A 12,918-nucleotide genomic window follows, 5' to 3' on the forward strand; every position below is an offset into this window, starting at 1 on the left:
TGGCCGCGCTCGGCGGGGCGTGCGAAGCTGGCGGTGATGAGTGGGCACATGTCGCCGGAGGAGTTCCGGAAGTTCGGTCGGCAGGTGGTCGACTGGATCGCGGACTATTACGCCGGTGTCGAGGAACACCCGGTGCGGTCCCGGGTGCCGCCCGGGGAGATCCGGGCACAGCTCCCGGCTCATCCGCCCGAGCGGGGCGAGTCCTTCGAGCGGGTCCTGAGCGACCTCGACGCCGTGCTGATGCCGGGCGTCACGCATTGGCAGCACCCGAATTTCTTCGCCTACTTCCCGGCCAACGCCACCGGGCCGGCGATCCTCGGCGATCTGCTTTCCAGCGGGCTCGGCGTGCAGGGCATGGTGTGGGCGACCAGCCCGGCGTGCACCGAACTGGAGACCGTCGTCGTCGACTGGATGGCCGAACTGCTGGGCCTGCCCGAGCACTTCCGGACCGACGCCGTCGGCGGTGGGGTGATCCAGGATTCGGCCTCCAGCGCCGCGCTGGTCGCCTGCCTAGCGGCCTTGCAGCGGGAAAGCGGCGGAGGGATCGCGAGCCAGGGCATCACCCGCCGTCATCCGCTCTACATTTCCGCGCACACCCATTCATCCCTGGAGCGGGCGGCGCGGATGGTCGGCGTCGGGGCGGACAACCTCCGCGTCGTCGATGTCGACCCGGACACGCTCGGCATGGACCCGAAGCACCTGGACGCCCTGATCGTCGAGGACCTCGCCGCGGGCGCGGTACCCACGCTGGCATGCGCGACCATCGGCACCACCTCGACGACCGCGATCGATCCGGTCCGAGAGGTCGGCGAGGTGTGCCGGGCGCGCGGGGTCTGGCTGCACGTGGACGCGGCGTACGCGGGTGTTGCCGCGGTGTGCCCGGAGCTGCGCTGGATCAACGACGGTGTCGCCGAATTCGCCGATTCCTACTGCACCAACGCGCACAAGTGGTTGTTGACCAACTTCGACTGCAGCCTGCTGTGGATGGCCGACCGGCAGCCCATGATCGACGCGCTGTCGATCCTGCCCGAATACCTGCGCAATCCGGCGACCGCGTCCGGCGAGGTGATCGACTACCGGGACTGGCAGGTGCCGTTGGGGCGCCGGTTCCGGGCGTTGAAGCTGTGGTCGGTGCTGCGCTGGTACGGCGCCGCCGGGTTGCGCACGCACATCCGTACCACCGTCGGCCTCGCGCAGGAGTTCGCCGACTGGGTCCGCGACGACCCGCGGTTCGCGGTTCTGGAGCCGCATCCGCTGGGCCTGGTCTGCTTCCGGCCGCTGTTTCCGGAACTGTCCATCGACGAAGCCAACGACCGGACCTATCGGCTGATGGAATCCCTGAACGACTCGGGGCAGCTGTACCTGACGCACACCAAAGTGGACGGCCGGACGTTGCTGCGGTTCGCGGTCGGCTCGCCGCAGACCGAACGGCGCCACGTGCTGGCGGCTTGGCAGCGGATCCAGGGGGCGCTGGGGTGACCCGTGTCGGCGATTTCAGTGGAAATCGGCGCGCCGATTTCCACTGAAATCGCCCCCGCCCGCCGCGTCAGGCGGGCAGGTGCACGCGGCGGTGCAGGCGGTCGCCGATGTCGCTGGCCGCGCTGTCGAGCAGCTTGTGAGCCAGCTCGAACAGGGCGCGGGCGATCGCGATCTCGTCGCCGATCTGCGGTACCTCCGGGTCGTCCGGGTGCCGTCGTGCCGTGCCGTGGCCGTGCAGCGCCTGCCCGCCCGGAGTGGTGAAGCCGACGTCGGCGGTGGTCTTCGCACCCGCCTCCACGACCTGCAGGTTCAACGTGATCGTGTGGGTCTCGTTCATGATCGTCTCCTGTCCCCTCGGCCGCCGTAGACCAAGCATGCGCTGGGCGACCGTGACCGCGAAAGGGCCGCTAGCACCCTTCCGGGTCGAACCGGTGATCGAGCTCACGGGGTTTGACCTTCGGTTGTGGGGCAGGGAAGGATACGGCCGCCGACAGTGCAGGAACCCGGTGCGAATCCGGGGCGGTCCCGCCACTGTGACCGGGGAGTGGACCCCACTCGGTGCCACGGCTGCCAGCAGCTGGAAGGCCGGGGAACCCACGTCGATCCGGGAGTCAGGACACTGCGCGTCGGCCCCGTGTCGCGCCGCGGCACGCGGACACCGAGCCCCTCGGGCGGGAAACCCAGGAGATCGGAGCTCCCATGATTCGGGATCCCGAAGCAAGTCGGCCGCAGGCCGGTTGGGGCGCCACCGAGCGCCGGAAAGCAGCGATCGTGTTGGCCGCGGTCGGCGCGCTCCACTTAGCGGGTTGGAGCGCCTACCTGCTGCAACAGGACGCATTCGGCACGGTAGGCGGGTTGGCCACCGCGGGCCTGACGGCTTACCTGCTCGGCCTGCGCCACGGATTCGACGCCGACCACGTCGCCGTGATCGACGACGCGACGCGGCTGCTGATGCAGCGCGGTCGACGCCCGGTGTCGACCGGCATGTGGTTCGCGCTCGGCCACGCCAGCGTCGTGCTGTTCCTCGCGGTCGCGGTGGCCTTCATCGCCGGACCCGCCGCGCAGCACTGGGCCGAGGACACCGGGGTGCAGGTGGCCACGGTCGTGGACATCATCGTGATCGCCGTGCTGACCACGCTGGCCGTGCTCAACGCGCTGGTGCTGCGCGATGCCCTGCGGCTGCTGCGCCGCGCCCGCCGCGGCGCGGTCGCGGAGGCGGAGGTCGAGCTCGTGCTGGGGCGGCGCGGCCTGCTCGCCCGGCTGCTGCGCGGGCGGATGCGGAGTGTCGGCCGGTCCTGGCATCTGTTCGGCATCGGGCTGCTGTTCGGACTCGGCATGCAGACGGCCACCGAGATCACGGTGCTGGCCATGGTGTCCCCGGCCGACCAGCTCTCGGCCGTCGCGGTGCTGAGCCTGCCGCTGCTGTTCGCCGCCGGAATGTGCACAGTGGACAGTGTGGACGGCATGTTGATGTCCCGCGCCTACACGTGGTCGCTGGCGCGGCCCTTGCGGCGGCTGGCCGTCAACGTGACGACGACGGCACTGACCGTGGTGCTCGCCGGGGTCGTCGCGCTGGTCGTCCTGGCCGGGTTGCTCGGCGAGCTCGGTGTGCCCTACGTCGCGCCGGTCGCGTCCGTCGGCGACCACTTTGAGCTGCTCGGATATCTGACCCTGGCCGCCTTCATGGCAGTATGGGGCGGCGCCGCACTCTGGTGGAAGTTCGCCGCCCCCGGCGACGACGCGGAGCGTGCGTGACCGGCGTCCGCCTGCTGTTCCGGGTGGCGCCTTGCGGTCAGGCCGGTGATCGTGAGCCACGACGAGGTGGCCTACCGCGTTGCTGCGCCCCTTGAGCAAGAGACCCCGGCGGGATCGCCGGGGCGAAGCCCGACACGGACTACGGACATGACCACGCACATTGAGAATCACTACTTCGCAGGGCTCGACCTCGCCGGGAAGCGGGTGGTTGTCGTCGGCGCGGGCACCGTCGCGCAACGCCGGGTCCCGCGGCTGATCAACTCCGGTGCGCTGGTCGATGTCATCGCACCGGAAGCAACCCCGGCCGTCGAGGCGATGGCCGAGGCCGGCGACTTGACCTGGCACCGGCGCCGCTACGCCGCCGGCGATCTGGAGGGCGCTTGGTACGCCGTGGCGTGCGCGACCGGTGGCGAGGTGAACGCCGCCGTCGCGGCCGAGGCCGAACAGCGCCGCATCTTCTGCGTTCGCGCCGACGACGCCTCCCAGGGGACCGCCGTCACCCCTGCCGTGGCCCAGCACGGCGGGCTGCTGCTCGGCGTGCTGGCGGGCGGCGACCACCGTCGTTCCGCCGCGGTTCGCGACGCACTCGTGGCGGCGCTGCGCACCGGTGCGGTCGACGAGCGGTCCGAGCCACCGGCGCCGGGCGTCGCGCTCGTGGGGGGCGGGCCGGGCGACCCCGACTTGATCACGGTCCGAGGTCGTCAGCTCCTGGGCCGCGCGGACGTGGTGATCACCGACCGCCTGGCGCCGCGCGAGCTGCTCGAAGAGCTCGGGCCGCACGTGGAGGTGGTGGACGCCTCGAAGATCCCGTACGGGCGAGCGGCCAATCAGGATGTCATCAACTCGCTGTTGATCGAACACGCCAAGGCCGGGAAGTTCGTGGTGCGCCTCAAGGGTGGCGATCCCTATCTGTTCGGACGCGGCTTCGAGGAGCTTTTGGCGTGCGTCGAGGCGGGGGTCGCGGTGACCGCGGTTCCCGGGATCACCAGTGCCTTCGCGGCCCCCGCCGCGGCCGACGTGCCGGTCACCCATCGCGGTGTGGCGCACGAGGTCGTGGTCGTGTCCGGGCACGTCGGGCCGCATGACGAGCAGTCGCTGGTGGATTGGCCGGCGCTGGGCCGGCTGCGCGGCACCCTGGTGCTGATGATGGCGGTCAAGCGGATCGGGGAGTTCGCGGCCGTCCTGATGGAGCACGGCCGCGACCCGAAGTCGCCGGTCGCGGTCGTGCAGGAGGCCACCACGCGCAGTCAGCACACGCTGCGTACCACGCTCGGCGAGGTGGCCGAGGCCGTGCGCGACGCGGCGATCAAGCCGCCCGCGGTGATCGTCGTCGGCCCCGTGGCGGACCTCGCGCCGAAGTCACGTCCGTAGTGACAGCCGCATCGCCGGGCGGTCAGCCCGGCGATGCCCGGTGCGGATCGGTCTCGCGAAGCACCGGCGGCGACTCCTCGCGAAACCGCCTCGCCAGCGGGTCAGCGCTGGCCCGGCCCGTCCTCCAGATCGCCCTCGGTCTGCAGGTAGACCTCCTGCAGCGCCCGCAGGACCTCGGGGTCCGGTTCCTGCCACAGTTGCCGGTCGGCGGCTTCGAGCAGCCGCTCGGTGATGCCGTGCAGCGCCCACGGGTTGGATTCGGTGAGGAACCGCTGGTTCTCCTCGTCCAGCACGTAGGTTTCGGCAAGCTTGTCGTACATCCAGTCGGCCACCACGCCGGTCGTCGCGTCGTAGCCGAACAGGTAGTCCACCGTCGCCGCGAGCTCGAACGCGCCCTTGTAGCCGTGGCGGCGCATTGCCGCCAGCCACCGGGGGTTGACGACACGGGCCCGGAACACCCGCGACGTCTCCTCGGTCAAGGACCGGGTGCGGATCGAGTCGGGCCGGGTGCTGTCGCCGATGTAGGCCGCCGGCGCCTTGCCGGTGAGCGCGCGGACCGTGGCGATCATGCCGCCGTGGTACTGGAAATAGTCGTCGGAGTCGGCGATGTCGTGCTCGCGGGTGTCGGTGTTCTTCGCTGCCACGGAGATCCGCTTGTAGGCGCTCTCCATATCGGCGCGGGCCGGCTCTCCGTCGAGTTCGCGCCCGTAGGCGAAGCCGCCCCACACCGCGTACACCTCGGCCAGGTCGGCGTCGTCGCGCCAGTTCCGGCTGTCGATGAGCGGCAGGATCCCGGCGCCGTACGCACCGGGTTTGGAGCCGAAGATCCGCATGGTGGCGCGGCGCTCGTCGCCGTGTTCGGCGATGTCGGCCCGCGCGTGCGCGCGCACGAAGTTCTGCTCGTCCGGCTCGTCGAGGGCGGCGACCAGGCGCACGGCGTCGTCGAGCAGGGCGACTACGTGCGGGAAGGCGTCCCGGAAGAAGCCGCTGATGCGGACCGTGACGTCGATGCGGGGCCGGCCCAGCTCGTCGAGCGGGATCGGTTCCAACCCGTTGACCCGGCGCGACGCCTCGTCCCAGGTCGGCCGAACGCCAAGCAGCGCAAGCACTTCCGCGATGTCGTCGCCGGACGTGCGCATCGCGCTGGTGCCCCAGACCGACAGGCCGACCGAGCGGGGCCAGTCGCCGGTGTCGGCGCGGTAGCGTTCGAGCAGGGAGTCGGCGATCGCCCACCCCGTCTCCCAGGCCAGGCGGCTGGGCACGGCCTTGGGGTCGACGGAGTAGAAGTTGCGGCCGGTGGGCAGGACGTTGACCAGCCCGCGCAGCGGCGACCCGCTGGGACCGGCCGGAACGTAACCACCTTCGAGGGCGTGCAGCGTCGCGCTCATCTCGTCGGTCGTCGCGGCCAGTCGCGGCACCACCTCGGTCGCGGCGAATTCCAGCACCTGGACGACCGCGTCCTCGGCGTGGCCGAGCACCTCCCGGCAGACCTCCGGCGCCGAACCGGGGGTCCAGCCGCGGTCCTCCATCGCTTGGACCAGGGCGTGCGCGCGGGTCTCGATGTCGTCGACCTGCCCGCGAGCCGCACTGCCGTCTTCGTCGAGCCCGAGCGCTTCCCGCAATCCGGGCAGCGCGCCGCTCTGCCCGCTCCACATCTGGCGCGCGCGCAGCATCGCAAGGACGAGGTTGACCCGGGCTTCGCTGGTCGGGGCATCGCCGAGCACGTGCAGGCCGTCGCGGATCTGGGCGTCCTTGACCTCGCACAACCACCCGTCGACGTGCAGCAGCATGTCGTCGAACTCCGCGTCGTGCGGCCGTTCTTCGAGCCCGAGATCGTGGTCGAGCTTGGCGGCCTGCATCAGCGTCCAGATCTGGCTGCGGATGGCGGGCAGCTTCGCCGGATCCATCGCGGCGATGTTGGCGTGTTCGTCGAGGAGCTGTTCCAGCCGGGCGATGTCGCCGTAGCTCTCCGCACGGGCCATCGGCGGCACGAGGTGGTCGACCAGGGTGGCGTGCACCCGGCGTTTGGCCTGCGTGCCCTCGCCGGGGTCGTTGACCAAGAACGGGTAGATCAGCGGGAGATCGGCCAGCGCGGCGTCCGGGGCGCAGGAGGCGGACATGCCCGCCGTCTTCCCGGGCAGCCATTCGAGGTTGCCGTGCTTGCCCAGGTGCACCATTGCGTGGGCGCCGAACTCGTCGATCAGCCAGCGGTAGGCCGCCAGGTAGTGGTGGCTCGGTGGCAGGTCCGGGTCGTGGTAGATCGCGATCGGGTTCTCGCCGAAACCGCGGGGCGGCTGCACCATGAGCACGACGTTGCCCGCTCGGATGGCGGCGAGGACGATCTCGCCGTCCGGGTCCTGGGAGCGGTCGACGAACAGCTCTCCTGGCGGCGGGCCCCAGTGCTGCTCGATCTCGGCGCGCAGGTCCTCGGGCAGCGTCGAGAACCAGCTCGCGTAGCGGGTAGCGGGGATGCGGATCGGGTTGCCGCTGAGCTGTTCCTCGGACAGCCAGTCGCGGTCCTGACCACCGGCGGCGATCAGCGCGTGGATCAGGGCGTCGCCGTCCTGGGCCGCGACGCCGGGCAGTGCGTCGGGGCCGTCTGCTGGGCCGATGTCGTAGCCGTGCTCCCGCAGCGCTCGCAGCAGGCGGACCGCGCTGACGGGGGTGTCCAGACCGACCGCGTTGCCGATCCGGGAGTGCTTGGTCGGGTAGGCCGACAGCATCAGCGCCAGGCGCTTGTCCTGCGGTGGGACGTGCCGCAGCGTGGCGTGCCGGACCGCGATTCCGGCGACCCTGGCGGCCCGTTCCGGGTCGGCCACGTAGACGGGCAGCCCCTGAGAGTCGTTTTCCTTGAAGGAGAACGGCACGGTGATCAGCCGGCCGTCGAACTCGGGCACCGCGACCTGGGTGGCCATGTCCAGCGGCGACAGGCCCTCGTCGTTTTCCTCCCAGGCGGCGCGGGTGCTGGTCAGGCACAGCCCCTGCAGGATCGGGATGTCGAGTTCGGCGAGCGCGCCGACGTCCCACGCCTCGTCGTCACCGCCGGCCGAAGCGGTGGCGGGCTTGGTGCCTCCCGCGGCGAGCACGGTGACGATCAGCGCGTCGGCGCGGCCCAGCTGCTCAAGCAGTTGGGGGTCGGGTGTCCGCAGGGACGCGCAGAACAGCGGCAGCGCTTGGCCCCCGGCGTCCTCGATCGCCTCGCACAGCGCGTGCGCGAACGCGGTGTTGCCAGCCATGTGGTGCGCGCGGTAGTAGAGCACCGCAACGGTCGGCCCTTCGTTGCGCCGGGGCGTCCGTTCCAGTGCGCCCCAGGTCGGGGTCTCTACCGGCGGCTCGAAGCCGTGTCCGGTGAGCAGAATCGTGTCGGACAGGAAGTGGTGCAGCTCCGCCAAGTTGTCCGGGCCGCCGTGGGCGAGGTAACGGTGCGCTTCGGCGCACACGCCGCCCGGCACGGTCGAACATTCCATCAGTTCGGCGTCCGGGGCCTGTTCACCACCGAGCACGACCACCGGGCGCGGGCCCGCGAGCAGTGCGTCCAGGCCCTCCTCCCAGGCTCGGAGGCCACCGAGCAGCCGGACGACGACGAGGTCCACGCCCTCCAGCAGCGGGGGCAGGTCGTCCGCGCCCAACCGTGCCGGGTTGCCGAGCCGGTACTCGGCGTCGGCGGCCCTCGCGCTGAGCAGATCTGTGTCCGAAGTGGACAGAAGTAGGATCATGCGGGTCGCTCCTCGGCGTGGCGAGCTGCGTGGCTGGGCCTGGGCGCGCGTGCGCGGCGCATGACGGCACCTCTCTCGGGGTCCTCGCCCCGGTTCGTAGGTCGCGGCGACCGGAGTCTCCTGGCTCCCGGATCGATGCTCGCCCCGTCTTCCCATCCGGTCCGGATGGTGACCTCATGGAGTCCGCTCCCCGGTGACAGTGGCGGGACCGCGCCGGATTCGCACCGGCTTCCTCCGCTTGTCGCCGCTGAATGCTGCGACCACTCTCCGCAACGAAGTGATCTTTCGTCAAGTTCGCCAGGCATGATACGTGTCGCACCGCGCCAGACCTTCGCGCCAGGTCGCGCTTGGTTTGCGTCCGCAATTACCGGGGCCCGTAGTATCGGCCGGGTGTCACACAGAGCCAGACCGGAGCGGGATGCGTGTCCCGGCGCGCTGCGGGTGCACAAGGCAGCCGATGGGGGGCTGGCACGGATCCGTGTTCCGGGGGGCGTGCTCACGCCGAGCCAGGTGCGGGCGCTGGCGGAGGTCGCGGCCCTCGGCGACGGCGGTGTGGAGCTCACCTCGCGGGCGAATGTGCAGGTGCGCGGCCTACCGGCGGGAGCGGAGCGGGAGCTCGCCGCGCGGCTTCGGGCCGCCGGGCTGTTGCCGTCGGCAACGCACGAGCGGGTCCGCAACATCATCGGCTCTCCGTCTGCGGACGGCGGCGAGCTGATGGACGTGCGAGCGGTGGCGGGAAAACTCGATACAGCGCTGTGTGAGACACCGTCACTGGCCGTGCTACCCGGACGTTTTCTTTTCGCCGTCGATGACGGCCGGGCAGACGTGATCTCGCTCGGTGCCGATGTCGGACTGCTCGCCTTGCGCACCGACAGCGTGGCGCTGGTGCTCGCGGGCGTGGATTCCGGGGTGCGATCGACCCCGAGCCGGGCGGCCGCAGTCGCGATCGCCGCGGCGGAGGCGTTCCTGGCGGAAAAGACCGCGCAGGGTTGCTCGGCGTGGCGGCTGGCCGAGCTCGACGACGGAGTGCGACGGGTCACCGATCGGCTGGCCGCGACATTGGGCGTCGTCCCGGCGCAGCCGCTCCCGGTGCCGTCGGCGCAGTTGGCCACGCATGCGCAGGTCGGCCAGACGCGCCGCCTCGACGGGACGGTCGCGGTGGTGGCCGGGGCACCACTGGGCCGCCTGTCGCGAGACCAGATGGATATCATCGGCGCAGCGTCCGACACCGCGGGCGAACTTCGCCTGACGCCTTGGCGGACCGTCGTCCTGCCCGGTTTGCGGCCGGACGAAGCCGGTCGGTGGATGTCGGACCTGGGCGCGCGAGGGCTGCTCGTAGATCCGTTCTCGGACGGTGTCGGGGTGACCGCGTGCACTGGTCGTCCCGGGTGCGCGAAAGCACGGGCCGATGTCCGCGAGGACGCCCGGCGCACGCTGCGAGCCCCGTCCGGCGGTGCGCTGCCGGTGCATTGGTCGGGTTGCGAGCGGCGCTGCGGCCGACCGCAGGGGCGCGTTGTGGAAGTACTCGCCACCGATGCCGGCTATGAGGTCGGTCTCGACGATGAGGCATGGATGTCGGAAGCCGATGCCGACCAGGTGTCCGCCGCGCTCGACGCGGCACGGAGGAATGTGTGAACGAGAACAACGGGCCGTCCCGCTACCGCGGGGTGCCCGAATACATCCGGGAAGGAGCGGAGATCTATCGCCGCTCCTTCGCCACGATCCGTGCGGAAACCGACCTGGCCGGCCTGCCGCCGGAGGTGGCCGGCGTAGCGGTACGCATGATCCACGCCTGCGGCATGGTCGACCTGGTCGATGATCTCGCGTACTCGCGGGACGTGGTGATCAACGCGCGAGCCGCGCTCCGCGACGGAGCGCCGGTGCTGTGCGACGCCGCGATGGTCGCCGCCGGCGTGACCCGACGCCGCCTGCCCACCGACAACGCCGTGATCTGCACGTTGTCCGACGAGCGCGTCCCGGGGCTGGCCCGCGAACTGGGGACGACGCGCAGCGCCGCGGCCTTGGAGCTGTGGCGCGACCGGTTAGCGGGCTCGGTCGTCGCGATCGGCAACGCGCCGACGGCACTGTTCCGGCTGCTGGAAATGATCGAGGACGGGGCCCCGAAACCCGCTGCGGTGCTGGGATTGCCCGTCGGATTCATCGGCGCCGCGGAATCGAAGGAGGCGTTGGCGGCGCACCCGAGCGGCCTGGATCACTTGGTGGTGCACGGCCGCCGAGGCGGCAGCGCCATGGCGGTGGCCGCCATCAACGCGATCGCGAGCGAGGAAGAGTGAGCAGCAACGGCAAAGGCACGCTTTTCGGCGTGGGTCTCGGCCCCGGCGATCCGGAGCTGGTGACGATCAAAGCCGCCCGGCTGATCGAACGAGCCGAGGTGATCGCATACCACAGCGCCCGCCACGGCAGGAGCATCGCGAGATCGGTCGCCGAGCCGTACCTGCGGCCGGGGCAGATCGAAGAAGCCCTCGTCTACCCGGTGACCACCGAGGACACCGACCACCCGGGCGGCTACCAGGGGGCCATCGACGAGTTCTACGCGGACTGCGCGGCCAGACTCGCCGTGCACCTCGACGCCGGGCGGGACGTGGTCCTGCTCGCCGAGGGCGACCCGCTTTTCTACGGGTCCTACATGCACATGCACAAGCGATTGGCGGGCCGGTTCCGGGCCGAGGTCATCCCCGGTGTCACGTCCGTCAGCGGCGCCTCGGCGATGTTGGGGCTTCCGCTCGCGGAACGCGACGAGGTCCTCACCGTGCTGCCGGGCACGCTCCCGCCGGACGCCCTGGCCGAACGACTGGCCGCCACCGATGCCGCCGCCGTGCTCAAGCTGGGCCGCACCTTCGAAGGCGTGCAGCACGCGTTCGAGAAGGCCGGGCGACTGGACGAGGCGTGGTACGTCGAGCGCGTGACCACGGATCGGCAGCGCCTCCGGCCGCTGGCGGAGGTCGATCCGGACTCGGTTCCCTACTTTTCGCTGGCACTGCTGCCCGGCCCGGCCGGCTCGGACCTCAGGGCCGACGCGTCCGGTGCGGCGGCAGCCGACGATGCGCAGCGGGGCGAGGTCGTCGTGGTCGGGCTCGGCCCCGCCGGGCGCGAGTGGATGACACCGGAAGCGCAAGCAGCGCTGTCCACGGCCGACGATTTGGTCGGGTATGGCCCCTACCTCGCCCGGATTCCGGACAACCCGCGTCAGCGCAAGCACGCCTCCGACAACCGCGTCGAGGCCGAACGCGCGGAGTTCGCGCTGGATCTGGCCAGGCGCGGAGCCAAGGTCGCGGTGGTCTCCTCCGGCGATCCGGGTGTGTTCGCGATGGCCAGCGCGGTGCTGGAGGTCGCGGCGCAGCGCTCGGACGTACCGGTGCGGGTGCTGCCCGGCCTAACGGCGGCGCAGGCAGTGGCGAGCCGCGTCGGCGCGCCGCTGGGCCACGACTTCTGCGTGCTGTCGCTGTCCGACCGGCTCAAGCCGTGGGAGGTGATCGTCGAACGCCTGCGGGCCGCCGCGGCGGCAGACCTGGTCATGGCGATCTACAACCCCGCATCGCGCAGCCGAACCTGGCAGGTCGCGGCCGCTCGGGACGCGGTCTTGGAGCACCGCTCGCCCGACACACCGGTGGTCATCGGGCGCGACGTCGGTGGCCCGGAGGAAAGCATCAAGGTGGTACGCCTGGCCGACCTCGACCAGTCCGACGTCGACATGCGGTGCCTGCTGCTGATCGGCTCGTCGACCACGCGGCTCGTCGGCGGCGCCGACGGGCGCGAGGTCGTGTTCACACCGAGGCGTTACCCCGCGTGATTTCCTCGGCACAGCACGGAATCGAGCCAGGCGATGGCGTCCGCGACGGTCTCGGCCGAGGGCGCGGGAGGCTGCGGCGGTCGTTGGACCATCACCACCGGCAGCCGGAGTTCGCGGGCTGCGGTGAGCTTCGCGCTCGTCATCGCGCCGCCGCTGTTCTTGGTGACCACCACATCGATGTCGTGTTCCCGCAACAGGGCGAGTTCGTCGTGGACGGTGAACGGCCCGCGTGCGAGCAGCACCTCGGTGCGCCGCGGCAGCGGCGGTTCGGGCGGATCGACGGTCCGCACCAGGAACCGGAGGTCGAGCGCGGCGAAATGCGCGAGGCCCTGTCGGCCGGTGGTGAGGAAGATCCGTTCACCCAGCTCCGGCAGCAGGGCCGCCGCCTCCGCCAGGGACGGCACCGATCGCCAGTCGTCGCCGATACCTGGCTGCCAGGCGGGACGGCGCAGCACCAGGAGCGGGCACCCCGCCTGCTCCGCAGCCGCCACGGCGTTGTCGGTGATCGTCCGGGCGAACGGGTGGGTGGCGTCCACGACCGCGCCGACCCGTTCGCGCCGAAGCCAGTCGGCCAGCCCGTCGGGGCCGCCGAAACCACCGACGCGCACCTCGCCCGGCGGCAGCTGCGGCTTGCGGACCCGACCGGCGAGGGAGGACGTGACGTGCAGGTCTGCCTGCTCGTCGAGCCGCTCGGCGAGTTTCCTGCCCTCGCTGGTACCACCGAGGATGAGCACCCGGGTCATCCCGCTCGCCTCGTTCTCGTTGCCAACCCCATGAGAAGCATTC

At 71.2% G+C, this 12,918-nt stretch carries 9 protein-coding genes and 2 riboswitches; of the genes, 6 read left to right on the forward strand and 3 right to left on the reverse strand.

The features are described from left to right. Nucleotides 1–48: 48 nt before the first annotated feature. On the forward strand, nucleotides 49–1,479 hold the full coding sequence (locus BJ970_RS15420) for a pyridoxal-dependent decarboxylase (protein WP_184729119.1): 1,431 nt from the start codon (nucleotides 49–51) through the stop codon (nucleotides 1,477–1,479). A gap of 67 nt (nucleotides 1,480–1,546) precedes the next feature. Here the strand turns inward: BJ970_RS15420 and BJ970_RS15425 are convergent, their stop codons facing one another. After that, nucleotides 1,547–1,816, reverse strand: coding sequence for a DUF1876 domain-containing protein (locus BJ970_RS15425; protein WP_184726906.1), 270 nt, complete (start codon nucleotides 1,814–1,816; stop codon nucleotides 1,547–1,549). Nucleotides 1,817–1,975: 159 nt separating this feature from the next. Next, nucleotides 1,976–2,101: riboswitch (cobalamin riboswitch) on the forward strand. A gap of 77 nt (nucleotides 2,102–2,178) precedes the next feature. Here BJ970_RS15425 and BJ970_RS15430 point away from each other — a divergent pair. Both BJ970_RS15430 and cobA read left to right on the forward strand, forming a co-directional pair. Then, the gene (locus tag BJ970_RS15430) at nucleotides 2,179–3,234 is read left to right on the forward strand and encodes a HoxN/HupN/NixA family nickel/cobalt transporter (protein ID WP_184726907.1); all 1,056 of its coding nucleotides are present in this window, start codon (nucleotides 2,179–2,181) and stop codon (nucleotides 3,232–3,234) included. Between the two features lie 147 nt (nucleotides 3,235–3,381). Beyond that, nucleotides 3,382–4,605 (forward strand): uroporphyrinogen-III C-methyltransferase, encoded by a 1,224-nt coding sequence (cobA, locus tag BJ970_RS15435; RefSeq protein WP_184726908.1) that lies wholly within the window; start codon nucleotides 3,382–3,384, stop codon nucleotides 4,603–4,605. Between the two features lie 101 nt (nucleotides 4,606–4,706). On the opposite strand, the gene cobN is transcribed toward cobA, so the two are convergent. Then, nucleotides 4,707–8,321 carry a cobaltochelatase subunit CobN gene (cobN, locus tag BJ970_RS15440; RefSeq protein WP_184726909.1) on the reverse strand — a complete coding sequence of 1,205 codons (3,615 nt, stop codon included), beginning with the start codon at nucleotides 8,319–8,321 and terminating at the stop codon, nucleotides 4,707–4,709. Between the two features lie 94 nt (nucleotides 8,322–8,415). Beyond that, nucleotides 8,416–8,602, reverse strand: a riboswitch (cobalamin riboswitch). 109 nt (nucleotides 8,603–8,711) lie between these two features. Between cobN and cobG the strand changes: the two genes are divergently transcribed. Genes cobG through BJ970_RS15455 form a run of 3 tightly spaced genes read left to right on the forward strand, consistent with a single transcriptional unit; the run spans nucleotide 8,712 to nucleotide 12,132 of the window. Further along, nucleotides 8,712–9,956, forward strand: coding sequence for a precorrin-3B synthase (gene cobG, locus BJ970_RS15445; RefSeq protein WP_312864264.1), 1,245 nt, complete (start codon nucleotides 8,712–8,714; stop codon nucleotides 9,954–9,956). Between the two features lie 32 nt (nucleotides 9,957–9,988). After that, nucleotides 9,989–10,615 (forward strand): precorrin-8X methylmutase, encoded by a 627-nt coding sequence (locus BJ970_RS15450; RefSeq protein ID WP_184729120.1) that lies wholly within the window; start codon nucleotides 9,989–9,991, stop codon nucleotides 10,613–10,615. Continuing rightward, nucleotides 10,612–12,132: a precorrin-2 C(20)-methyltransferase gene (locus tag BJ970_RS15455; RefSeq protein WP_184726911.1), complete on the forward strand. Its 1,521-nt coding sequence runs from the start codon at nucleotides 10,612–10,614 to the stop codon at nucleotides 12,130–12,132. The genes BJ970_RS15450 and BJ970_RS15455 overlap by 4 nt, the downstream gene beginning before the upstream one ends. Here BJ970_RS15455 and BJ970_RS15460 read toward each other — a convergent pair. Continuing rightward, nucleotides 12,120–12,875, reverse strand: a complete 756-nt coding sequence (locus BJ970_RS15460) for a cobalt-precorrin-6A reductase (protein ID WP_184726912.1) — start codon at nucleotides 12,873–12,875, stop codon at nucleotides 12,120–12,122. The genes BJ970_RS15455 and BJ970_RS15460 overlap by 13 nt on opposite strands. Nucleotides 12,876–12,918 lie beyond the last annotated feature (43 nt).

The sequence above is a fragment of the Saccharopolyspora phatthalungensis genome (genome assembly GCF_014203395.1).
GTDB lineage: Bacteria > Actinomycetota > Actinomycetes > Mycobacteriales > Pseudonocardiaceae > Saccharopolyspora > Saccharopolyspora phatthalungensis.